This window comes from Pseudomonas sp. H1_G08 (assembly GCF_054681355.1).
This window is the reverse complement of the sequence record NZ_CP162822.1, coordinates 1,625,265-1,648,487: the sequence shown is the minus strand read 5'-3', so window position 1 is coordinate 1,648,487 and position 23,223 is coordinate 1,625,265. Positions and strand designations below refer to the sequence as shown.

The 23,223-nt window shown below is 57.9% G+C and carries 22 protein-coding genes, 1 tRNA gene and 1 pseudogene; 6 read left to right on the top strand and 18 right to left on the bottom strand.

Annotated elements, in window-relative coordinates; genetic code table 11:
* Positions 1-140: 140 nt before the first annotated feature.
* Together potE and AB4N85_RS07610 are read left to right on the top strand one after the other, a co-directional pair.
* A complete protein-coding gene (gene potE, locus AB4N85_RS07615; protein WP_252869426.1) occupies positions 141-1,481 on the top strand; it encodes a putrescine-ornithine antiporter in 1,341 nt (446 codons plus the stop codon).
* A 49-nt stretch (positions 1,482-1,530) separates the two neighbouring features.
* On the top strand, positions 1,531-2,436 hold the full coding sequence (locus AB4N85_RS07610; protein ID WP_252869425.1) for an amino acid ABC transporter substrate-binding protein: 906 nt from the start codon (positions 1,531-1,533) through the stop codon (positions 2,434-2,436).
* 41 nt (positions 2,437-2,477) lie between these two features.
* Here AB4N85_RS07610 and AB4N85_RS07605 read toward each other — a convergent pair whose 3' ends face one another.
* Positions 2,478-3,389: a universal stress protein gene (locus AB4N85_RS07605; protein ID WP_252869424.1), complete on the bottom strand. Its 912-nt coding sequence runs from the start codon at positions 3,387-3,389 to the stop codon at positions 2,478-2,480.
* 224 nt (positions 3,390-3,613) lie between these two features.
* Here AB4N85_RS07605 and AB4N85_RS07600 point away from each other — a divergent pair, with 224 nt between their 5' ends.
* On the top strand, positions 3,614-4,177 hold the full coding sequence (locus tag AB4N85_RS07600; protein WP_252869423.1) for a GNAT family N-acetyltransferase: 564 nt from the start codon (positions 3,614-3,616) through the stop codon (positions 4,175-4,177).
* A 53-nt stretch (positions 4,178-4,230) separates the two neighbouring features.
* Here AB4N85_RS07600 and AB4N85_RS07595 read toward each other — a convergent pair whose 3' ends face one another.
* The 4 genes from AB4N85_RS07595 to AB4N85_RS07580 all read right to left on the bottom strand — a co-directional run bounded on the left by AB4N85_RS07595 (position 4,231) and on the right by AB4N85_RS07580 (position 7,876).
* Positions 4,231-5,154 carry a universal stress protein gene (locus AB4N85_RS07595; RefSeq protein ID WP_252869422.1) on the bottom strand — a complete coding sequence of 308 codons (924 nt, stop codon included), beginning with the start codon at positions 5,152-5,154 and terminating at the stop codon, positions 4,231-4,233.
* A gap of 100 nt (positions 5,155-5,254) precedes the next feature.
* Positions 5,255-6,496 (bottom strand): MgtC/SapB family protein, encoded by a 1,242-nt coding sequence (locus tag AB4N85_RS07590; protein WP_252869421.1) that lies wholly within the window; start codon positions 6,494-6,496, stop codon positions 5,255-5,257.
* Between the two features lie 46 nt (positions 6,497-6,542).
* Positions 6,543-6,767 (bottom strand): hypothetical protein, encoded by a 225-nt coding sequence (locus AB4N85_RS07585; protein ID WP_150742046.1) that lies wholly within the window; start codon positions 6,765-6,767, stop codon positions 6,543-6,545.
* Positions 6,768-6,802: 35 nt separating this feature from the next.
* Positions 6,803-7,876 carry an NAD(P)-dependent alcohol dehydrogenase gene (locus tag AB4N85_RS07580; protein WP_252869420.1) on the bottom strand — a complete coding sequence of 358 codons (1,074 nt, stop codon included), beginning with the start codon at positions 7,874-7,876 and terminating at the stop codon, positions 6,803-6,805.
* A 255-nt stretch (positions 7,877-8,131) separates the two neighbouring features.
* Between AB4N85_RS07580 and AB4N85_RS07575 the strand changes: the two genes are divergently transcribed.
* Entirely contained in the window at positions 8,132-9,058 is a 927-nt protein-coding gene (locus AB4N85_RS07575; RefSeq protein ID WP_150635930.1) for a universal stress protein, read from the top strand.
* Positions 9,059-9,202: 144 nt separating this feature from the next.
* Here AB4N85_RS07575 and AB4N85_RS07570 read toward each other — a convergent pair.
* Positions 9,203-9,338, bottom strand: a tRNA-Leu gene (locus tag AB4N85_RS07570).
* A gap of 193 nt (positions 9,339-9,531) precedes the next feature.
* Here AB4N85_RS07570 and AB4N85_RS07565 point away from each other — a divergent pair.
* Together AB4N85_RS07565 and AB4N85_RS07560 are read left to right on the top strand one after the other, a co-directional pair.
* A complete protein-coding gene (locus AB4N85_RS07565) occupies positions 9,532-9,741 on the top strand; it encodes a hypothetical protein (RefSeq protein WP_122602544.1) in 210 nt (69 codons plus the stop codon).
* A 169-nt stretch (positions 9,742-9,910) separates the two neighbouring features.
* On the top strand, positions 9,911-11,356 hold the full coding sequence (locus AB4N85_RS07560) for a hypothetical protein (protein WP_457263647.1): 1,446 nt from the start codon (positions 9,911-9,913) through the stop codon (positions 11,354-11,356).
* A gap of 83 nt (positions 11,357-11,439) precedes the next feature.
* On the opposite strand, the gene AB4N85_RS07555 is transcribed toward AB4N85_RS07560, so the two are convergent.
* The 12 genes and pseudogenes from AB4N85_RS07555 to AB4N85_RS07500 all read right to left on the bottom strand — a co-directional run bounded on the left by AB4N85_RS07555 (position 11,440) and on the right by AB4N85_RS07500 (position 23,222).
* Positions 11,440-11,862 carry a cell wall hydrolase gene (locus tag AB4N85_RS07555; RefSeq protein ID WP_150635448.1) on the bottom strand — a complete coding sequence of 141 codons (423 nt, stop codon included), beginning with the start codon at positions 11,860-11,862 and terminating at the stop codon, positions 11,440-11,442.
* 60 nt (positions 11,863-11,922) lie between these two features.
* Positions 11,923-12,585, bottom strand: a complete 663-nt coding sequence (locus tag AB4N85_RS07550) for an SGNH/GDSL hydrolase family protein (RefSeq protein ID WP_460067597.1) — start codon at positions 12,583-12,585, stop codon at positions 11,923-11,925.
* A gap of 138 nt (positions 12,586-12,723) precedes the next feature.
* Positions 12,724-13,083, bottom strand: coding sequence for a hypothetical protein (locus AB4N85_RS07545; RefSeq protein ID WP_150635450.1), 360 nt, complete (start codon positions 13,081-13,083; stop codon positions 12,724-12,726).
* On the bottom strand, positions 13,083-14,333 hold the full coding sequence (locus AB4N85_RS07540; RefSeq protein WP_224787234.1) for a hypothetical protein: 1,251 nt from the start codon (positions 14,331-14,333) through the stop codon (positions 13,083-13,085). The genes AB4N85_RS07545 and AB4N85_RS07540 overlap by 1 nt, the downstream gene beginning before the upstream one ends.
* 20 nt (positions 14,334-14,353) lie before the next feature.
* Positions 14,354-15,034, bottom strand: coding sequence for a hypothetical protein (locus AB4N85_RS07535; RefSeq protein WP_150635451.1), 681 nt, complete (start codon positions 15,032-15,034; stop codon positions 14,354-14,356).
* Positions 15,034-15,345 (bottom strand): hypothetical protein, encoded by a 312-nt coding sequence (locus AB4N85_RS07530; RefSeq protein WP_056786843.1) that lies wholly within the window; start codon positions 15,343-15,345, stop codon positions 15,034-15,036. Before AB4N85_RS07530 ends, AB4N85_RS07535 begins: the two co-directional genes overlap by 1 nt.
* Before the next feature lie 8 nt (positions 15,346-15,353).
* Positions 15,354-18,395: pseudogene (locus AB4N85_RS07525) on the bottom strand (phage tail tip fiber protein).
* The gene (locus AB4N85_RS07520; protein ID WP_252869412.1) at positions 18,392-18,790 is read right to left on the bottom strand and encodes a DUF6950 family protein; all 399 of its coding nucleotides are present in this window, start codon (positions 18,788-18,790) and stop codon (positions 18,392-18,394) included. Before AB4N85_RS07520 ends, AB4N85_RS07525 begins: the two are co-directional and overlap by 4 nt.
* Positions 18,791-18,792: 2 nt before the next feature.
* Entirely contained in the window at positions 18,793-19,395 is a 603-nt protein-coding gene (locus tag AB4N85_RS07515) for a hypothetical protein (protein WP_047297606.1), read from the bottom strand.
* Positions 19,395-19,979 (bottom strand): hypothetical protein, encoded by a 585-nt coding sequence (locus AB4N85_RS07510; protein WP_252869411.1) that lies wholly within the window; start codon positions 19,977-19,979, stop codon positions 19,395-19,397. The genes AB4N85_RS07515 and AB4N85_RS07510 overlap by 1 nt, the downstream gene beginning before the upstream one ends.
* 28 nt (positions 19,980-20,007) lie before the next feature.
* Positions 20,008-20,307 (bottom strand): hypothetical protein, encoded by a 300-nt coding sequence (locus tag AB4N85_RS07505; RefSeq protein ID WP_252869410.1) that lies wholly within the window; start codon positions 20,305-20,307, stop codon positions 20,008-20,010.
* Positions 20,304-23,222, bottom strand: coding sequence for a phage tail tape measure protein (locus AB4N85_RS07500; RefSeq protein WP_460067593.1), 2,919 nt, complete (start codon positions 23,220-23,222; stop codon positions 20,304-20,306). The genes AB4N85_RS07505 and AB4N85_RS07500 overlap by 4 nt, the downstream gene beginning before the upstream one ends.
* Between the last annotated feature and the right edge of the window lies 1 nt (position 23,223).

Genomic DNA, 23,223 nt, shown 5'->3' with positions numbered 1-23,223 from the left:
GGCGCGCTGTTTCGATGCACTTGAAATCACCTGTCTTTCTAACCGTTGAACGTCGCTTGAAAAGCTGCGTACTGCCGATGCCGGCAAAACCTTGTGCGTTGGCTGAGCGGTGACGCGTTGCGCAAATCGAGGGAACTCCGATGGCCGACTCAAGCAAGAAAATGAGCCTCGTGGGGCTCACCACACTGGTGACGGTGAACATGATGGGCTCAGGCATCATCATGTTGCCGACGAGCATGGCCCAACTCGGGGCTGTTTCATTGCTGTCATGGATCGTCACCGCTGTCGGCTCGATGGCTATCGCGTACTGCTTTTCCCAATGCGGGATCTTCTGCCTGCGCTCAGGCGGGCTATCCGCCTACACCGAAGAGGCGCATGCAAAGTCTGGCTTTTTTCTGTGCTCTTACCTGTACTTCCTGTCGCTGGCCATCGCCAACGTGGCGGTGGCCATTTCGGCAGTGGGCTACATGACGTCGTTCATGCCCTGGCTGGGAAGCGGCGCCATTCCATTATTCATTGGAACGGTCGGCCTGCTCTGGCTGACCACCGTGGCGAATTTCGGCGGCCCAGGCATCACCGGCAGGATAGGCGCGGTTACGGTGTGGGGGGTGATCATTCCTGTAGCGGGCTTGAGCATCATCGGTTGGTTCTGGTTCAAACCCGAGCTGATCATCGCCGCCTGGAACCCGAACCAACTGCCGATATCCGAGGCCATCAGCAAAGCGATTCCCCTCACGCTCTGGGCGTTTCTCGGCATGGAGTCGGCAGCCCAGGCCTCAGATGCGGTGGAAAACCCCAAGCGCACCGTACCGCTGGCCTGTCTGTTCGGGACATTGGGGGCAGCGGTGGTCTATGTGCTATCGACGACGGTCATTCAGGGCATTATTCCCAACGCCGAACTGGCCAACTCGTCAGCGCCTTTCGCGCTCGTTTATGCGCACATGTTCAATCCCCTGGTCGGCAACATCATCATGGCGCTCGCGGTAATGGCCTGTGTTGGCTCGCTGCTGGGCTGGCAGTTCACGTTGGCGCAAACGGCCAAGGTGACCGCTGATCAGGGCATGTTTCCAAAATTTTTCTGCAAGGTCAGCGCACGCAACGCCCCCATCGTCGGGATGCTGGTCTGCGGCGTCCTGCAGACCTGTATGGCGCTGTCGACCATTTCGCCGAACGCGAGCGCGCAGTTTGGAAAACTCGTCAGCCTCGCCGCGGTGACCAACCTGATTCCCTATGTGACGGCAGCCACCGGGCTGCTGGTGATGATGTACAAAGCCAGAGTCAGCGCCGCCGTATACACGCGCAATACCCTGCTGTTAGTGGTTGCCGTGGCCTATTCCTTGTATGCGCTGTATGCCTGCGGCAAGGACGCGGTATTCGGCGGCATCCTGGTCCTGGTGTTCGGCTACCTGCTTTACGGTTTCCTTGCCAAACGTTTTGTCGCTGCCCCTGCGTCTGTCGGCCCCCGGCCTGATAACCCTTGATCGAAGTCTTCGGTACAGCACAGATATCTGAATTCGAGGAACCGCGCGCATGAACGTGAAACTGATCAGAGCCCACCACCTGCTGCTCGTCTGCGTCCTTGCGCTGCTACCGGTAGTGACCCATGGCAATACGCTGGAGCGCATCCGTGCCAGTCAAGCGATCACCCTTGGCTACGTGCCTGACTTCATGCCTTTCAGTGATCAGGCCGCCGATAAAGCCAGCGGCTATGCCATTGATCTCTGCCTGAAAATAGCCGAGAACGTCAGGATCGATCTGAATGTGCCGACGTTGAAAATCCAGTACCAACCGGTCTCGCTCAACGACGAGATGAGCGCCGTCAGTTCCGGCAAGATCGACATTCTTTGTACGCCGACCCCACCCACGCTGGCGCGGCGCAGGGTCGTCAGCTACTCGGTGCCGATTTACACCGCCGGTCTCTCGGCCGTGGTGCGCCAGGATGCTTCCGAAACCTTGCTCAATGTGCTGAACGGCAAAGTGGCCCATACCGGGCCAACGTGGCGAGCCACGGTGAACCGTGGTCTGGCCAATCAGACGTATGCCGCCATCGCCGGCGGGGTCACCGAGACGTGGATACAACAGCAGATGCGATTGCTGGGTGTGGTCGCCACGCTGGTCACCGTAGAGAACGCAGAAGCCGGTCTGAATCTGGTTGCCAATGGCAAAGCCGATGCGTTTTTCGCTGAACGCATGATGCTCAAGCATCTGCTGACCAGAAATTATCCATCGGGCAACCTGGTGCTGCTGGAGCGGATTTTCGAGTACGCACCGACGGCGATGGCAGTGGATCGAGAGGATGAGGATTTCCGTCTGCTGGTCGACACGGCGCTGAGTGAAATGTACCGATCCGGCGAAATTGAACAGGCATTCGACAAACATCTGGGCGGCGCCGGCGATGCGGCCAGGAAGCTGTTCAAGATCTATGCAATACCGTAGCGGGCCAGCGAACAGGCTGGCTCGCTACGCTGCGATCATGCTCACCGCACAGGCTCTTTCATCACCGCCAGAATGCTCCCCGGCACCGAATACAAGGCGCGCTCGGTGGTGCTGCCGATCACGCGTTCGATGCCCACGCGATGAACCGTGCCCATCACCACCACGTCGGCCAGGTACTGCTCGACAAACTCATTGATGACCTGCACTGGATGGCCCATGACGAAGTGTCGACGCTCAGGTGGCACACCGTGACGATCGGCAAGGGCGATAAAAGCCTGATGCAGTGTCTGACGCAGCTCGTTCGCCAGATCTTCGTTCCAGCCACCGTTGATCATTGGTGCATCGCCGTTGAAAGCGGCGGACAAATCGTAGGCGCATAGCAGGTGCAACGGCACGTCGCAGTGCAACGCCAAAGCGTTCGCCGATCGTATGATGACGTCGTTCAAGCCATTGATTTGGGTATCTGGATCAAACGGGTCAACGGCCGCGACGACACGATGCGGCAACGCATAGCGAATCTGATTGACCAGATGCACGGGGATCGGACACTCACGCAGCAGGTGACAATCGAGCGGCGTGATGAACACGCGCTTGAGCGCCGGTTCCAGTCGCACATCCTTGATCAACAGGTCGGACTTGAGCACATGGACGGTCTTGAGGATGTCCAGCAGCGGATGGCTGGAGAAGACCACATCAACGGTGCCGTCCAGCCCCTGGTTGCTGAGCTGCTCGAGCTCATCGGCCACCCAGCGACGGTAGCGCCGCTGATAGCGCTGAGCATCCACGTCATCGATTTTTTCCTCCCACAGATGGGTGATCGGCACCGGCTCAACGAACGCCCGCACATCCAGTGCCGCCCCGCTCGCCTTGGCCAGCGCGATGGCACGCAGCATCGCCGCCGATTGATGCAGCGTCTGGTCGGCGACCAGCAACAGACGTTCATATTGGCCCATCACACACCTCCGCTCGGCACCGGCGCGGTGGGCCGGCAGGCTTCAAGACTGCGCCCGCTCGCCCTGGCCGGGCGTTGATTTACATCAAACCCGGGTCAATCAACGAGGCGCATGGCAGCTGTCTGATGTAGATCAGATGTCGCCATGGGCAACCGCGTAGAAGGGAGGCAAGCGGACGGTTTTCCAACCGCCCGCCAGCCTCTCGAACCGGATGGAGAATGACCATGCTCACCGTCAAAGACCACAACGATCAGGCCGTGGCCGCTTATGCAGCGGTTTCCGGTCAATACTGGATTGAGGCGCTCAAGGACGGTCGCCATGTATTGATCCGGCCGCTCACGGAGAAGGATCGCATGCGCGAATACGACTTCATCAAGCGCCTGTCCCCCGAATCCAGGCACATGCGTTTTCTCGCCCAGATCGGCGAACCCGGCACCGCTCTGCTCGACCAGTTGATGGACACCGATAACAAACAGCGCACCGCCTTCATTGCACTGGTTCACGAGAACGGCAAGTTGATCGAAATCGGCATCAGCCGCTATGCCGGCACAGGCGGACATCAATGCGAGTGCGCGGTGACGGTCGCCGATGAATGGCAGCACTTGGGCTTGGGCACGTTGCTGATGGAACACTTGATCAAGGCCGCCCGCCACAACGGATTCCGCCAGATGTACTCGGTCGATGCCGCCAGTAACTCGGCGATGCGCGATCTGGCCAAAAGCCTGGGCTTCGAGACCCACAATGATCCTGACGACGCACGCCAGGTCATTCATCGTCTTGACCTGTAAATGAATCGCCCCGAGGTGAGTCGGCCAACGATTCACCTCGGGGCGTTCGTGTTTCAGGATTGCAGTGTGGGTTGCGGCTTGATCGCCAGCACACTGCAAGGTGCCCGATGCAGCAGCTGTTCGGCGGTGCTGCCTAACAACTTGCTCAAGCCGTGGTGCTGCACTGTGCCCATGACAATGACGTCGATCTGCTTGTTGATGGCGAACTCGCAGATACTGCGCACCGGTGCGCCCTCGATGAAGTGCCGGCATGAGGCCGGTACGCCGTGACGCTCGGCCAGGGCCGTAAATGCCTCATGCTGCGCAGTGCCCAGCGTTTCATGGATCCCGGTGGCCAATGGCAGTGCGCCGAACCCCATGTCCGTGGCGTAAACCGCCGTCCAGTCGTAAACATGCACCACATCAAGACGGGCATCGCACTGCGCGGCCAGTTGGGTGGAGGCATCGATGATTTGATCGTTGAACAGGCAGTCCTGCTCTTCGCTGCGCAAGACATCGACGATGGCCAGCACACGGCGTGGGCGCGGATGAGTGTCGTCGGTCACCAAATGCACCGGCACCGGGCAATCGCGTAACAGTTGCCAGTCCAGCGGGGTGTAGAAAATACGCTCCAGCACGGATTCGTGCTGCACATCCTTGATGATCAATAGCAACGGCATCTCGTTGATGAACTGCAGGATCTCGGCGAAGGGATCCTGAACCCACACCACCTCGCTGGTGACCATGATCTGATGCCTTGCCAGCAATGAAGCCTGCTCTGCGAGCCACTGCCGGTGAGTGCGCAGATAACCATCGCGGGCGAGGCGAATCTGCTCGGGGGCAAACAGCCCTGCCACGGCCAGCGCCTGCAAGTAATCGAAGGCCACGATGTGCAACGGCAACTGCATGGCCTGGGCCAGTGCAGCCGCGCGCTCGAACGCCGGCGTGCGCTCCATGGCTGAAGGAGCGATCAGCAGTAAACGCGGAATCTGTGACATGGGATACCTCGGCATGCGGCCAGCCAGGAGAAACAGTCTTCAGGGTGAATGCTGTGGCCACTGGCAGCTTGATCTTTGTCAGCAAGAGCACCGATTGCGCTCAAAACAGCACAGTGCCCGCCCACATGGCCAAGGTCAGCAACAACTGCCCCGGGATCACGCAGGCAGCGAAACGCCTGCCGCCGCTGACCCACGCCACCACGCATTTGCTCACCGAGTTACTGCTGACGGCAATCAGCGCTGGCACCGCTATCGAGTCATAAGGCACCTGGCCCGCCTTGGCCAGGCTGGCGATGGACGCTGTGGCAGAGTGCGCATCGGCAAAGCCCGAAAGCATTGCGGTCAGCCACAAGCCTGCCTGACCAAAGTGGCTGAGCATGGCCGATGAGACGAATGTGATGCCGGTAAGGGTCAGTGTCACGATGACCGCGAGTTTCAGATTGAACGCTCCTGCCGTGTCGACCGGCTTGCTGCGGCTCCCTCGCGTGGGGTCGGGGAACATCAGGCAGGCGCCGTACAACAACGTAGCGATCAAGCCGAAAAGCAGTGGCGCCCATACACTGTTCAGCAGATCCGCATCAACCATCGTCAGGATCAGGCCGATCTGTATCACCGTCGCGAGATTGGAAAAAATCGCCGCGGCGCTGAGGATGCGGATGTTGTCCGGCTCATGGGCAAGGCGTTGGCCCATGGTCGCGATCGTCACGGTACTGGAGGCGAAGCCGGATGCAATCGCGCTGATGACGTAGCCATAACGCGAGCCCAAAGCGCGCACGGCAACGTGGCCGAACGCGCCGACCAGCATCAGCAACACCGTCACGGTACAAATGGTGCGCAGATTGATCGCGGCGTACGGGCCGATATATCGGTCCGGTGCCAATGGCAGTATGACCAGCGCGGCGATCAGCAGGATCAGGCCATCACGCATTTCAGTTTCGGACAACTGGCTGTTGGCAAAGTGATGCAGCGTCTGGCGATAAGTCAACAAACCCGCGATCACCACGCCAAGGGCAATGGCCAGCGCCGGCGCGGTTGCGCACAACGCGCCCAGGATCAGCACCGCGATCAACGCCACCTCGCTGGTCAGCCCAGGGTCGTCGCTTTGACTACGCCAGTACGCAACGCTGGTCAGCAACGTGACACAGCCGGCGACAATCCCCAGCAGCAGGCCACCGCCGACCTGTAGCGCGACATACCCCAACAGCGCGGTAATGGCGAACGTGCGCAAACCGGCGCAGTGTCGCGCATCGCCGGTGCCCTTGTGCCGTTCACGCTCAAGACCGATGAGCATGCCGATCCCCAACGCCGCAGCGGCGCCGGACAGATCAAAAACCTCATTCATGATGGGTAGCGTCCCACAGGGTCTGCGACCCTGCTCTGCATTCGGCTTACGGCGAGCATTCAACGCTCACGGCCATTCGGCGCGCCGTTGCCGGCCGCGCTGGCAACGGCTGGGCAAACGCATTCGGCCACTCGTGAGGGGCGTTGATACGGGCCTCAAGCACCTCGACAAATTCCTGCGCAGCCTTAAGGCTCCTGAAGCCCACATCCCAGTCATCCATGTGCACGACCCAGCCATGGGGAGCGTGTTTTTCAGCGATCTTGATGTTCATGGAAACCCCGGTTTCAGCGGCACGCCAAGGTGCTTTCAAGGAGTGATTGCGACTTTCATGACCCCGTCGCGTTGATGAGCGAACAACTCATACGCCTGCTCGATGTCGTCCAGTTTGAAACGGTGAGTCACCAGCGGTGACAGATCGACGGCGCCGCTCTGCACCACCGCCATCAGGCGCCGCATGCGCTCCTTGCCGCCGGGGCACAGGGTGGAAACGATGCTGTAATCGCCCAGTCCGGCGGCAAACGCGCCGAGCGGGATGTGCAGGTCGCTGGAATACACCCCGAGGCTGGACAAGCGCCCACCCGGGCGCAGCACCCGCAATGCCGACTCGAACGTGCCTTGGGTGCCCAGCGCTTCGATGGACACATCCACGCCACGGCCATCGGTCAACGCCATGATCTGCTCCACCACATTGCCGTCCTTGAAATTGACGGTATGGGTCGCGCCCAGTTGGCGCGCCATGGCCATGCGTTCGGGCACCGCGTCGACACCGATAATCGTGGTGGCGCCCTTCAGGCGCGCTCCGGCCACGGCGCAGAGGCCGATGGGACCCAATGCAAATACTGCGACAGCGTCGCCGATGGCGATCTCGCCCCGCTCCGCCCCCGAGAACCCGGTGGACATGATGTCCGGGCACATCAGCACCTGTTCATCGCTCAACTCATCGGGGATCGGGCACAGGTTGGCCTGTGCATCCGGCACCAATACGTACTCGGCCTGGCAACCGTCGATCGTGTTGCCAAACTTCCAGCCGCCAATGGCCTTGAAGCCGTGCCGAGTGTCGGGGCCGTCCTGCGAGCCGCAGCCACACAGGCACGCGTAACTGTGCCCGCTTGGGGTGATGGCACCGGCGATCACTCGCTGCCCTTCGATAAAACCGCGTACTTGCGAGCCCAATCGCTCAATGATGCCGACCGGTTCGTGGCCGATGGTCAGCCCTTTGGCCACTGGATATTCGCCGCGCAGGATATGTACGTCGGTGCCGCAAATGGTGGTGGTGGTCACGCGGATCAACGCATCCAGCGGCCCGACCTCGGGAATCGGCTTGTCATCGAGCACGATGCGGTTTTTTTCAACGAATATTGCGGCTTTCATGGTGGCCATGATGACTTTCCCTCCGCCGACAGGTGAGTGCAGAGCAGAGCTTGAGCCGCGGCGACAGGGTCGTAGTTGATAATGGTCAACTATCCGAGGATCAGTGGTCTTGCTCCACCGTACATCCGCTCACGACCACGCGCTGATGTCTGGTTGATAAATATCAACCCCGCCCTGCTGGCTCGCTCCAGGATAAGCGCATGCGCCACTACTCACTCCTGGCATGCAGCGCAATGCTTGGGTGACTACCTCGGGAGTTCTGTCATGTCTGAGCAATCGCGTTTCATGCTGGTCGTGTCGCCGCTGATGAAAAACAGTCCCGCATTCGACCGCGCCGCCGCACTGGCCAAAGCGTCGGATGCCGCACTGCATATTGTCGCGTTTGATTATCTGGAGGGCCTGGCGACCGCAGGAATGGTCAACGAGCAAGCCTTGGAGCAGATGCGTCTGGGCTATGTCGAACGCCATCATCAATGGCTCGAAGACCAGGCCCGGCCGCTGCGCAAGATCGGAGTGACCGTCACCACCGAGGTCGTCTGGGTGGACAATCCTTTGAAGGAAATCCTCATTCATTTGAAGGAACAGCCGATGGCCGCCCTTATAAAGGCTCTGGAGCACGAATCACTTCTGTCGCGGCTGATGTTCACGCCGCTGGATATCCACCTGTTGCGCGAATGCCCGGTGCCGCTGCATTTTGTCAGCCACGCTCAAAACGCTCTGCCACGCCGAATCGTCGCGGCGGTCGACCCCTTCCATCGTGATGGCCAATACCAGGGCCTCAACGACCGGATCCTGCGCGAAGCAGCAAGACTGGCCGGTATCTGCAATGGCAGCCTGGACGTAATTTATGCCCATGACCTGTCATCGATCAGCGCTGCCGAATTCGGCTTCAATAACGCGTCCGCGATCTTTTCTTCCAGCGCAGCCAAGAAACTGTTCGATGCCCAAGGCGAAGCTTTCCAGGCGCTGGCTGCACGCAACAATATTCCGGCAGAAAACCAGCACATGATTGTGGGCGATCCCGCCAAGGTGCTTTCCAGCTATGCCGATGCTTACGACATCGATGTGATCGTAATGGGCCGCGTCACTCATCGAGGAATAGGCCGACTGGTTGGCAGCACGGTCGAGCATCTGTTGTACAAAATGCCCTGTAGCGTATGGGTGGTAGCGCCGGAAACACTTACTCGCTGATGGATGCAGTCGACGCTGAAGAAAGGAGTCGAACTTCAGGCACCAGACGGCGACGGAATGGCCAGTCAGGAGCGTGGAAAACATTTCCACGGCACAAAAAATAAGGGCTTGCATGACATATGTCATGCAAGCCCTTGATATTTATGGTGCCCGAAGCCGGAATCGAACCGGCACGCCCTTACGAGCGGGGGATTTTAAGTCCCGCGCCAGAATCAAGCGGGCTGCGGCTTGGATGCGATTTTTTGGGCCGCAATTCGACTCGAAAGACTGCCATTCGGCCCAATGTTTTCGCATACCGCAGAATGATTGCGGCCCGAAAAAGACCTTAAATTTCACGTAAAGATTGAAATCCTATCGGGCACTGAGAAGCTGGCATTATACCGACTCTGCATAATCCAGCGCTTTGCCCTTCTCCGGCGTTCTGCCGACATTGAATCCCCCTGCTACTCTGGTTTCGTCCAAGGAGGAAACCAATGCCAAACTCTGATCTGCTCCCTTCCCTACTCTTCAAAATCAACGAAAACCAGCTCGCTCTTGAAGCCGCCATCATGGAGCTCACCCTCTGGGTCGAGCAGCGCGGATCCGCCGACGTCGCGGAAAACGTCCGCAGCTCTCTGGCCGCGCTCGATCGAAATGAAGAATTCATCAAAATGACCTTGGCTGTTTTGATGACGCCAGACTGAAAGCTATCGACAGCTGTCGCGATGACAGCGCGGGGTAGCCTCGATTGTCTTGCGGTTCTACCTAGAGAAGCGATATCCGATAGGGGGCGGGCGCATAAACCGACCACTATTTTCACGATTACGTTTCCCATACAATGCGCGCCGTAGAACTTTTTGAGTCAGATTAAAGATGAGCCTTGACCTATTAGATAAGACAACCCGAAAGCAGTCACTATCAAAATGTGATAAAACTTCGAATACAAACAACTTAAGCCTGAGAAAATTCGTAGCACTGGCATTTGTAGCAATTTTATTCATCATACTTCGAATCGAGTTTTCTGACGGCCCGATAAATGTAGATGAAAATATTGCACCCTCCGTAGCTCGCTCTATGGTTGAGCGAGGCGATTTCAACGGCAACTGGCGACTTGCCGAAAACATAATGCCGTACTTCAAACGCGACATGCACAACTTTTATAGTTACAACTTATTCGCAATCCCCTTTTTGAAGCCTACAGAAAACGAAACTATCGCAGCTCTGCGTTCGGCTAATATTGCCCTTCAGCTCGGAGCGCTTGCATTCATTTGGTTCGCAATGAAGAACGGAGGGATTGCTTTTTGGCGTAGATTCTATACATCGACAGCTATAGCGGTTCTCCCTACGATGGCGTTTGATGCTCATCTAGCAAGAGCGGAAAGCCTTCTTTATTTCTTAGCAGCAGCCGTGATTTTTGTGGCTTCTGTAAATCGAAGTGTGCTTTTGAGATGGAGTTTAGCAGCATTTATAATTGGAGTCGGCACAGCTTCCAAGTTAACATTCGCGGCCACAGCAATAATATTTCTACCTGAGGGCTTAAAATTATTAAGAAACGAACCCACTAAAACGATTCGCTTGCTGGCAATATCAGCGTTGGCAATGTTAGCTGGGTTTGCGGCAACCTCACCCTACACATTCATCGAGCCAAACGTATTTTTCGACGGTCTCGGCAGGCTGATGAGGCAGTATTCAACACAACATCTCCCGCACTCTAATCCTGGAACCGGGATGCTTGATTGGGCGAGCCATTTAGTTCTATTCGCCGTAGGTATTTCTGGCGCAGCTTGCATCGCCATTAGAACACCTTTGCGTAGTTCACCGAATTGGATGATTGGCCTTTCAATTATGGCGTCCGTAATATATATATACTTCGCAACCAAACCTGTTTTTTTTGAGCGAAATATAAGTTTAGCGCTATTGGCATCGATAATCGTGGCATTTAGCCTTCCACGTTGGCGCTCAACAAACCTCATTCTCACCGCGTCACTTATAGTCATGACATACTGGTCTATCAACATCGCTTTGCTGTCGTCAAGCCGAGGCTCTCAAATCACAGAATGGGAGATTAATAAGTTTGGCATGGCAATCGATAGGACGTGGCCATTAACCGGAGCGGCCGACCTTTTGAGCACATGCGGAGACAGAATTATTGGAGTTAGCGATTATGGAGACGTCACTTCTCAGCGAATCAAAAATGAAATAGGAATAGAACCCATGGCTACACGAAATGGAGCATTTTCTAAACTGCCAACCTCTACGCTCAACACCTACCTTGAGACAAGCATTGACTATTATCAGTGCTACGGAGGATCTAAATAGACCAACCTATCGAGTTTGAATAGTTAACTCTATATCTTGCTGACATACATCTAGCACGCTGTCATTCGTCCAAGACATGGTAATCACAGTACATCCTTGAAGAATAAGTGGCCACCAAGTCTGAGGGTTTGCTTCGCCCTCAGGGACCACGTCGGCGGTTTGATGCTGGTGGCGTAATAGTGCGTCGCGCCGCCGGTAGGGTCCGGCACCTTTCCGTCGATCACCTGGTCAGCGGCGATCCGGCACTGCGCCAGCTCGCGGAACGGGATTTCCTTCACGCCAATCAGGAACTGGTAGTTCGGGTCGATCTTGTTCCAGCAGCTGAACTGCCAGGGCTTTTGGCAGACGCCGGCGTAGCCCTCGCCCCACCACGACTTTTCCTTTCCGTCAAACACACGGTTGCGGATCGCCCAGGCCACGGCGATCTGGCCGGCGGGCCCCTCCCCTCGCGCCTCTCCCCAAAGAGTGAGGGCAAGAATTTCGCGGTCTTTTTCGGTTACAGGCATCACTTTTCTCCAGACAAAAAAAACCCCGCACTCGGCGGGGATCTATAAACGAAGGGGCGGCTACAGCTCTGAGCGAATGCTATCGGATACAGACTTGGACAGCTCGGAATATCCAGATTCGGTGTAATGCACGTCGGTGTCGGACTCATACATCTGGGCCGGCAATGTAGCCGACACGGCAGATAAATCATTGACAGATATGCCAAAGCGCTTCATGACTTCAGTGGCGACTTGATTGTAACGGACGACATCACCTGCATGCCTGCCAGGCTCATTGTTCGGAACGAAAGTGGTGGTTTGGAAGATCACCTTGGCGCCGGTTGCCTTTAATCGGCTGGCAATCAACGAAAGATTCTTCTCGTACTGTGCAAGAGGGACCGCGACGGCACCATTAACCTTGTCTCGATTTTGAAAGGTGATCGGTCCTGGACGCCGGTAGCAGAGATCCCATAGACCGAAGTTGAAGCTGATCACGTCCCACTTTTTTGCACCAACCCACCGCTCCACATTCCGAACCCCGTTATTTGAGTCCTCGGAGTTTCCTTGGCTGTGAATCACGACTGCATCAGATGACAGGGCTTGCGTTACGTAGGGTGTATAGCCAAGCGATATGGAGTCACCGATGATCAGCACTTTCGGAGAAGTATCGGGATGGCTGGCGCAGCCAGCCAATGAGATCGCGACCATAATGGCCAGGACTTTAATGAGTGTTCGTCTTAGCACTGCAGTGTTCCCTAGATGGCTTCGATCGACAGTCTACATAGGCGCTGACTCGTTTCAACATCAACCTTCTGCAATAGTCCTGCTTTCTAGGCAACATCGCATCGATGTGCGTGCTGCCGGGTTTCCGATTTCATTGGCCTATTCCGGTCGGGCGGGTCGTTGGGCTGAGTCGGGAAAGCCCTCAGCACCCTCTTTCCAGGCGCGAACTTTGGTGCGATACGAAAGCCACTGCGATCGAGTGCCCGGAAGCGCACCGGCGGCCTCTCCTGTAGCCTCGCTCTCTTCCAAGGCCATCAGCTGATTGGCTATCGATCCAATCTCCTGTTCGCGCCATGCGTTCTCGGCAACCATCAATAGCGCCTGCTCTTCAGCGGCCGCGAGCCTTTCGTAGAACCACTGTGGTATTTCGCTAACCAGTGTTTCGCCTTCCGAAAGCTCGCTTTCCTGAAAGTCATCACTTACTGAGTTCCATCCTGTAGCGTTGATTACATAGGGCATTATCTGTCGTTCCCGTATCCGTAAACGTCGAGGGTCAGCGAACCACCAGAGACCCATCTGCTGATTTGCTGCGTTGGGCTGGTTGCGAGCCGGAGGGCTGACCGGGTTGAGGATGTTGCACCTGATGCGACCTGCAGCACTTTGGGCTGACGCTCGGGCGTACTGAAGTACATATCGTAAGCAGATGCGCCGGCGTTCGCCGTGGCGATAGTCAAGGCGATTTGAGTTGTAATCGGCACGGCTGGCGACAGGTCAGAAGTTGTGGGAGTGCTCGCCGGGGCTTGTAAAACAACACGAAACGGCGGATCGCTGAACGTCTCCATAAATTGGATGGTGTCCCCCATCCACAGGAAAGCAAAAAGACCAGAAGATCCAGTCTTCAAGGCGCAGATAAATCGCCGACTGGTGTTTGCTGTCTTTGTGCGCGCTGTCCCGCTATACGGTGCGGCAGGGGCTGTGGTCACCAGTTCAACGGCCGTTACGCCGGCGTTGTCGTATAGGTAAAGGTAGTACCAGGCGTTAGCGGTCAATGACAGGCCCGAAAGCGTCAAGGGCGATGCTGCGACCAGAGGCTTTTGCGCGCCCGGGATGTAAGCGGTACCGGGCGAAACAGTGATCGATGTCGCCGAATTCCACTGAGGGATCAAGCCCTCAATGTAACCAGCCGATACACCGCCCTGAGCGGCAGTGACAGCTTTCGTCAGGCCGTTCAGCTCTGTGATATCAGTGTTCGCCCCGGCAGCAGCCTTCCCGGCTTGAAGTTTTCCTAACGCCGCCAGAATCGTGTCAGTCGAAACGACCGGTGTTTTCACTGTCAGGTCAAGTCCGGTCAGCGTGATGCCGCGAACAGTAGCTGGTGTCGCATATTTATTGGTTTGACCTTCAGGCAGCCCATCGGCAGTCGCGAGGTTGAGCGCCTGCCTTACTCCAGTCTGCGTGGGCGTCTCGCCAAGCACAGCCAATACGCCGCCGAATTGATTGACTAGCGCTCGAAGCGCGTCTGCCGAATCCTTGACGTAACCCTGCATCGGCGCCAGAGCGTAAACACCAGACACGTTGGTCGAGCCTTGATAGTTCGGCGAGATCGACATCGCCGTATCGCTCGCGATGTTCGTCACCTCGTACCAGCCGCCGTCCGGACCGCGAAAAGCATCGCCAACACGGCTGTTGGCAATAAACGCGGTGCCTGCGCCGATCACCGCGTTGGAATTTTGGACGACAGAAACCGTTCCCGTTTTGTACCAGGGCATGGAGATATCCTATAAATGGGTTATGCGGCTTGTTTGGCGAACACTGCCGGCAGGAAGAAAGCGAAAGGGTTCGATGCGGCAACGGTGATGGCGTAGAGCGTGCTGTTGGGGAAATCCCACCAGCAGTAAAGCTCGCGCGGAATCCCACTCCCCGAAGTCATTGGCATGCCGAAAGTGTTCAACAGCATGAATTCGTTCTCTGGAAAGTTGAACGGGACGCTGTAGAAAATGCGTGTCAGCCCCTGCTGGCTGGTGTCGTAGCGGACGTAGTTCCAGTTCTGAAATGCTCGGGTGAATGTTGCGTTTGGGGTACCAGAGTCAAACAGCAACTTACCTGCGCCGTCCCACAATCGCATGCCGTACTGCGCGACTGGCTGGGCACCAAACGCAGCTACAAAATAGCGTCCATTCAGCCCGGCAGCGTTTACGTCGTATGCCCTGACATAAAAGCCAGTCCAGTTACCTGCTGAGCCAAGAACCCTCATTCGGCAAAGCCCGGCTATACCGTTGATCGTATCGGGCCGGACAAATACAAGTGGAGGCTCCTCAGAAGTAACCGGCCGAGCGAAGGTAGTGACCGAGCCGAGCCCCGCCTCCTGTGTTGGTGCATACCGCCCTGACGCAATTACCATCAGCCGCGAGAACTCTGAATCCAAAGTCACGACGTTGTTGTTGTTCGTGAACTGAACGCCATAACTCATCAGCTCCACCTCATCACGATCAGGCGCATGGTTCCAGAAGACGTGGTACTCGCCGCGTACGTCCGGGTGTAGTTGTAGACGCGGACGACTCCGTCGAGCATCTCGGTTTCGAACTGCATTTGGTTCTGCGAATAGGTACCGATCGGAATCACGATTGCGGTTCCGTTGCCAGGGCCTACACCGGGAACGGCGAAGTCTTGCGTTCCTTTGCTGGCTCCAAGCGCGAAGGTCACTTGCACTGAAAGCACAACGCGAATCGTGAATGAGTTCTCGTCCAGCTGGAGCGCCCCATCGGCGCCCCATATCCTTATGCCGAAGTTCATGCGTTCAGATTCCCCCACTGGTAGCGCTTCACGCCGTTCTCATCGAACACCTTGCCGCCGTTGTTGTTAATGACCTGGCGAGCCCCTCCGCCCAGCGGGCTGTTCAACTCGAAGTTGCCAGCCTTGTCGATGCGCCAGCCTTGAACCCCGGCGATGTAGTTGTCCGACTGGATGAAGAAACCGATCTTGGCGTTTCCGATGGAGGCATCTTTCACAAACAGGGTATTCAGGAAGACCTGCCCGCCCTCAACCGCGAAAGGCACAGAAATGGCGCCGCCGGCAATGGTGTTGACGATGGCGAAACGGTCAGCGCTCACTAGGAACTAGCTTTGGAAAACCCCATTCACGTTCTCGATACCGAGACCAATGCCGGCGGCAACGTACTGCCCGTTCGCATTGACCTGCATCTTCACGGACCACATCGTTTTCAGATTGCCGTTAACATCAGCAAAGGCGGTGGCCGTTTCCTGAATGGCGGCCGCGTTCTCGCCGACCTTCGCGTTTACCTGCACGATCGCTTGAGCAGTGGCCTCCTTGTCGGTGGCAAGGGTGCTGCGAAGATCGGTAACGTTCGCTTCGTTCTCGCCAACCTTTGAATCAAGAGTGATGAGCTTTTGAGCGCTGGCGAGATTCTCCGAAGATCGAACCCGGTCCTCACCGGCAATGGCGGACGTGCTGCTCCACTCCTTCAGCGCCCCATCAAGATCACCTTGCCCATCGTCGTCACGCCAAGAAGCACGTAAAGCGTTAAACGCCGTTGAGGTAGCAGTAACCTCTCCGTCGAGATCAGTGATCTCTGTGGCGTGAGTTGCAACCTGCTCTGCCAGACCGTTGGCTGTTTCCAGAAGGTCACCGACATCCTCCCAATAGGTCGGATCAGGTGGCGGCGTGTTTACCGGGACCGGCTGCAAAGCCAAATAGATCTGGCCGTTTTCGACGATCATTTGCCCCTTCAGATACACCTGGTCCGGCTCATACCCCTTAAGCCCATCGAGCGCGTTGATCTGATCTTGCAGTCCGGGAATCTTGTCGATTTCACTAAGGACATCCTCACCCAGCTCGGTGCGCGTGATCTTGCCCAGCAGAGCAGCGAGGTACGCCGACACGTCGTTCGAAGTCTGGGCAGGCACATAGAGGAACGAGCTCTTTCCGTACGCGTTCGATGATCGAATGAAGTAGTAATAATTCGTCCAAAACCCAAGACCTGTATGGGTAAAGGTCAGGCCTTGTCCCAAATATTCCGCATCCGCAGAGGTAGCCGTCGGCGACGTGCTGAAGAAATACTCGTAGGTTCCGCCATTCAGCCCGTTCTGCGCGTTGCTCGGAATCAGCACGATGTTGTCGATCGAGGACTGCACCACACAGCTTTCCGGAATGGGTGGGCCGTTGATGCTGACGGTGATAGTCACCTCTCCCGATCGCGCCATCGGGCCAGCGGCCGCCACGCTCATTGTGTAGTTGCCGGACGGCAAACCGTTGATGGCGCACTCCGTCGATGTCGCGGGAACGTTGTGCGACTGAATCGCAGTCGTACCCTGCCGGACGATAACGATGTACTCCTTGACCACGCCAGCCGGAGGCGCCCACGACAGAACGCCCTGCGTCACCTCGGCCGTGGTGTCCTGCGTCCACGCAAGATTCGTTGGCGTGCCCAGCCCGCCGGATGGCAGATTGATGAAGCCAATCGGGTTGTATGGCTGGCCGACAGCGTCATCGAAGATGGCAGGCTCGTACTGCTTGACCTGAACCGTGCAGCCCTCACGATCGCCCATCGACCAGTCGGAGACGATGAACTCTCCAAGGATGTTCAGCGACGGGAGATTTACCCGCACCACGCGGCCCGGCCGGCAGTTGTAGCCAGCGAAGTTCATCGGGATGCTGATTGCGCCACCGGCGCGGCGCCGGCGCAGCTCCATGTTCGCCAGGCGCTGCGCTTGGTAGGGGTTGGTGACATAGGAGTAGGTCAGCGTCTCCGCCGCCTCACCGCCGTCCTCAACGATCCATTCGGCTACGCTGACTTCCGGGTAATCCGTCTCGGTCCACGACTGCTCGGGATCAATGAAGGTGCCGCGTACAGTGTTGATTGCGGTGTCATTGGTTGGCTCAGTGCTGCCGGTGACTGTGCCGATCACCATGTCCTCGGTGATCTCGAAGTCGTACGGTCCGTAATAGGCGCCAGCCTGGAACATCCAGCGGCCGCCAACTCGAATCAGATGGCCACCCGACGCTGCTTCCAGCTTCTGGAGAACGCCGGTGCGCTGCTCGTCCGCACCGATTACGCAGCCGGTGCGATACCGCTGGCTCGTCGAGCCGTCGGCGTTGGTTACGCCTTCGTCGCAGACGTTGGCAGCGCTGGCGAAGGTCTCGAAAACGATCTCATCGTCCGGCACGTTGCAGCGGTTACGCAGGAACCAGAGCAGGTGGAGCGCCGTGTTTGCGCTGTAACCCGCCGCCCCGGTGCGCGGATCGTAGATATCATTCCGGCCACGAACCACAAAACGCGTGTCAGGGATGCCCGATGGAAACTTCTCTGCGCTGTAACGCAGGGAAACTCGCACATAGGACAAGCCGCGACCGATCTGCGAGTCTTTCCAGTCGGGGCAATTTGCCTTCAGGAATGCGTTGACTTGAGTTGGATTGACGACCAGCTCATAGCTGGCCAACGGGCCGAATGCGCCGATATCTTCCTCGCCCAGGTAGATGTTTTCGAGCGCATCGATCGCACCCTCGCACAGCACATACACCAGGTGCAGCCATTCGCCCTCACCCTGATCGCCGGACTGCTCTTGCGCCCACACCAGGACGCCGCCAGTGGAGACGCGACCAAGGATGAAGCGCACCGGTGCTTTTGAGGACCGCACGGTCTGGGCAGACGGCTCGTTGTCGCGCAGGGGCGACTTGGTGTTGAGCTTTTCCTGCTGCTCGGCGGCGTAAAAGGCAAGCGCTGCGCCTGCAACCGCACCCCATGGGCCGCCCTGGGCAAAACCAACCACCGCTCCAATGACGACCGATGCGAGTTTTTTAACGCCGCCGCTCATTCAATTCTCCACGCGGCCAGTGGCTCGCACTCAACCCGGGCGGCGCCGTCATCGGTCGCCGCCCAGTAATCTCCTGCCCAGAACACGGCCATGCTTCGGCCGCCGGGCGCGTCGTACAGCACGACGTCACCGCGCTGGATGAAGGGCAGTGACACCCGGGCAAAGTGGGTATCCCACGCCGCCTCAAGGCTGCCGTGCTGCTTCTTCAGCTGCCGCTTGGCGCCGGTTTCCGTCGTGTACTTGCCCCGGTAGTTCTCCGCCGGGTCCACGCCACACACCGAGACGGCGCAGTCGGCGGCGAACAGGCAGCAATCAAATTCACCCCATGAAAAAGGCCGCTCTTGGGCGGCCTTGATCGTTTCGTTCAGACGGGTTGTCCAGTCTCGGTAGCGCATGGCTAGCTTCCATAGGTGAATGTCGGCGCGTCCTTCTTCGAGCCCCAGTAAATGGGCCACTCGGACATCTGGGCGATGGCGTAGAAGAACCGGTCGCCCTGATGGCGCGCGCGGTGGTTTTCGTCGGTGAATCGTTCGGTGCCGGTACGGCTCCACTCGGCCATACGGTCAATAACCGGGACGGTGATGCTGTTGCCGTCCTCGCCATTGCCGGCAAAGGAGAACTTAGCCGCGTCCATCCGGCCGGAGAACAGGATGTCCGCCGCGTAATTGCCGGCCTCGTCGAACACCACGAACATGACTTTGGCCATTCGCCCACGGCAGCCTCGGACGTTGGTTTCGGAGAGAATGTAGGCATCCAGCCCGCTCAGGGTCAGTTCTACCGACATGGGCGAGCCTGAGTTATCGCTCTCCTGTGACTGGCTGACCTGGCCGAAATTGCCCACGCCGAGGTAGGTAATACCGTCGATCACCAGATCACCGGTACCGGTGTGCGCGAAGACCATGCCGTCGACGAAGTCGAGCTGCACTGCATACACCGGCATGAAGCGGCCGGTCGCGATGATGTTCACCACGTTCTGGCTGAACGGGAATGCTGATGGCATCAGAACGCCTCCCTGAATTGGTAGCTGCCGTTGGCGATCACCGGCTTTACGGACATGGCCCAGGTGTCGGTGGTCATGCGCATTTCGGAATATGGGTTGAGGTACTCGACGGCGGTACCGGCCGTGAGCGTCCTGCGGATCCGCTTGTTGAGCGACACCGTAACCCTGCCCTGCGCGTTCGCCGACGCTGCATCGGTTATCTCGAACATCTCGCCCGCGATGGTGATGTAGTCGCCAGCAGCAAACACCGCAGCATTCGCCGGCGCGCCGCCGATGACCATCGACCGCGCTTGCGCGTTGCCTGTGACCACTGAGAGTGCGCCGACGCTGCTGGTGCGCCGGCGGGTGAAGGCCGGCAAGTTGAAGGTGCCGAACATCCCATCCAGTCGCCCGAGAAACGCTGAAAGCTCGCGCTCTTGGGCTCTGGTCAATAGTCCGAACGTCAAGGTGCACTGCCAGTAAGCGCCCGGGTAGCCGACGATCTGCTGGGCATTCGAGAGCGTCGAGGTGAACGCCCTGCTGTTGTTGACGATGCCCCACGTCATTTCTGACGGGCGCAGCGAAGCCGGCCACGTGAGAGCCATGCAGTACTCCTTGAAGAATCAGCTTTGTTTAAAGCTTGTGAATGCTGCTTAGTGAGCCGCCTGGCCCCAGCAGCTCGTCGAACGATTCGCCGTGACCTTCTTTCATGCGCGCCACGCTCAATTCGATCAGTTCGAAAATTTCCTGCCCGATCTCATCCTTGCAAAGAAGAACACCCATGATCCTGCCCATAACCTCGGCATTCAGGTTCGCTCGACTGCGCAACTCGCTGGGAGGTGTTTGAGCATTAACGCCCTCAAAAACCACAGGAAAGATTGCGCGATTGATCACATCAATGAGCTTTCCTGTATCCAGATCAGAGATTTTCACCTGTTTCTCCTTATAAGTTGCATTGCCGTTCCATTCTGTTTGAGGTCGCGCAGCATCATCTCGTAGCCGCCTCTCATGCCGCGATTCGCGCCGTCATCTGCAGCCTGTTTGAGCAATTGAGCAGTGTTTTCATCAGGATTTCCCTGAAAATGAAAGTGCTGCTCTATAGCTGGCAGACTCATCGATGCCGATGTCGTCGTTGACCTGGACGTGGACGCGCCGCCCACATACCCGCCGTCAGCATAGCCCTTGGTGTTCGCGTTCATGCGCTCGAGGAATTCCCGAGCACCTGGCTGACTGACCGCTTCCTTGCGGACCACGAACTCGCCGCCGTGCACGACGCCCTTCGGCTCGAACTTGCCGCCGTCACCGGTATAGCCGCCGTCGGAGAATCCGAACTTTGAGCCGTATCCGGCGGCAGATGCGCCGAGCGTGGAAGACGTCGCGCCAGCGGATCCGGCTGCGAGGCCATTGCCGGCTGAGGCGCCTGCGGTCAATCCGCTGAAGACAGTTCCGAATATGCCTACTGCCGCCTGGCGCACTTGAATGCGGATCAAGTCGGCGATGATGCCGTCCGCCAGATCTTTGAACGACAGCTTGCCGGTCTTCACGAACTGGATGATGCCGTCTTCCATGTTGCTGAAGGCGTTGGTGAACAGGTTGCGGGTTTGCCCGGCGACGTCGCGCGCCTGCTCCGAGTAGGTCTGAAACGCCGACGAAGCACCGAGCGCCCAGTCCGATTGAGCCTTATCCACGTCCGTGTAGTACTGCTGCTGCATCGCGAGGCGGGTTTGCAGCGCTGAGCGGAGCGCATCAGTCTCCTCGCTGTACAGCTTTTCGCTGATGCGACCCTCGTTGCGCTGCTGCTGCAGAGCATCCATCTGCGACTGGTACTGCTGCTCGATGCTGAACTGTTCCTGCAAGCGCTGACGCTGCTGGTCGCCCAGCCCCATGCCGGCGAGGTTGTTGTCCAGCCCGGTCTGTGCCTTTGCCAATTGGCTGGCCAGATTGGCCTGGAATGCTGCGAGCTTCTGCGTCTCCTCCATGGAGATCTTCTTGAGCTGGTTTTCCTTCTCAAGCGCGGCGTTCTTTTTCAGCTGGGCGGTGATCAGTTCCTGGTTCGCGACCAAAGCCTTCTGGTCGGCCGTCAGGATCTGCTTACCCTTGATGTCGGCGAGTTCCTGCTCCCATTTCACCAGCGCCTGCCCGGCGGCGCCTAGCTTATCGACCTCGCCTTTCTGCACGCCGATCAGCGAATTCTGCTGTTGCAGCACAGCATATTGCTGGCGGGCTTGGTCAAGCGCCTTCATGCCGGAGTCTTCGCGGTATGCCTTGGGCTTCTTCTCCGCAGCCTCCTTAAAGCTATCGCTTTCCCGGATAGCCTTCAGGGCTGCGGCCTCCTGTTCAGCTGTGATCGTATAGCCTGCCGCCCTTGCTGCGTTGATTCGCTTCAGCTCATCCTCAAGGGCCTTGTTCCTCTTTTGCTCTTTCGTGAAGTACTGCTCTTTGTTTTTTTCGAAAGCCTCGTATGCGGCTTGGCCGTCGCGCTGAATTTGGGCGTTTCGCGCGGCAGCATCAGCAGCGTCCTGCTCGGCCTTGGACTTTTTGTTGTAGGCATCCAGCTCAGCCTGAAGAGAGGCGATTCGCTCCCTTGCGTTACCGTCCTCGTAACCCGTATCGAGAGTGGATTTCAGGTAATTGATCTTTTGCTGGATGGCTTGAACATCAGGACCGTCGTTCGACTCCCGCCCGATGTTCAGAATGGCATCCCATCCGCTCTTCGCTGCGCCAGCAAGATCATTCCACGCTTTTTCAAGCGTGCCGAGGTTCGCCTTCATCGTTGCGGCGCGCTCGCCCAGCGCCCTGGCATAGGCTTCCTGCGCTATAGCTGCGGCTGCCTCCTTCTCACCCATTTGCTGAGCGGCTCGGATTTGCTCGTACACCGACGCGGTCAGAAAGTTGTACTTGTCGTTTAGCTCCGCAACCGCTTTCACGGGGTCGTCGGCGAGCCGGGCAAACTCAGCGACCGTCTCCGACACTGCTTTGCCCGTGGCTTTTTCATAGGCGATTGCAGATGTTGCGATTTGCTCAAAGCTTGAACTTGCAATCTTCCCGGTGCCGGCCAGTTGGGCCAGTGCCGCAGCGGCGTCTGCAGTGGTGCCGACGGTGCCGCTGACACGCTTCGCCATCTCGGCCAGCGCCAGCGTGGTAGTGCCGGCAGCATTGCCAGTGGTGACGAGAGAAAGGCGGTAAGCATCTTGCTCTTTCGAGCCTTGGTAGTAGGCCAGACCGAGCACGCCAACCGCTGCGGCAGCCACAGTGAACGGGTTGACCAGGCCAAGGATATAGCCGCCCAACGCTTTCGCGGCCGGCCCAACACCGCCGAACATATCCTTAAGCTGGCCACCCTGCTGCAGGAAAACAGTGAGAGGCGCCTGTCCGCCCTGCAGCGAAACAGCGATATCCGTGAACTGCGCCGGAACGCCCCGCAGTGCGGCGGCTGTTGCCTTGGCCGTCATGCCGGTTTTGCCAAGGTCCGCGTTGAAGCGCCCCAGATCAGCTCGGGTGGTGTTGATTTTGGCTTGGTACTCGGAAAAAGTATCAGCGTCGATCAAGCCAAGCTTTCGGTTTTTGGCCAGTTCCTTTTCTTGCTTGTCCAGTTCGCCCAGCTTTCGGGTGACAGGGTCAATACTCCCCAGCAACTCTTCCAGTTGCTCTTTCTGTGTTTTGACCTTTTTGCCTGTGGTCTCCGAGGACTGACCAACGCTATCGATGCCGTCGGCCAGTTTGTCCATGACTGGCTTGGCTCGAAGGCCTGCACCTTCGAGTGCCTCAAGTGCCTTGCGCGTGTCGGCAGCCTTCTGCTCGGCGTCCCGGCTGTCGATCTCCAGAACCAGGCGGGATGTCTGAGCCATT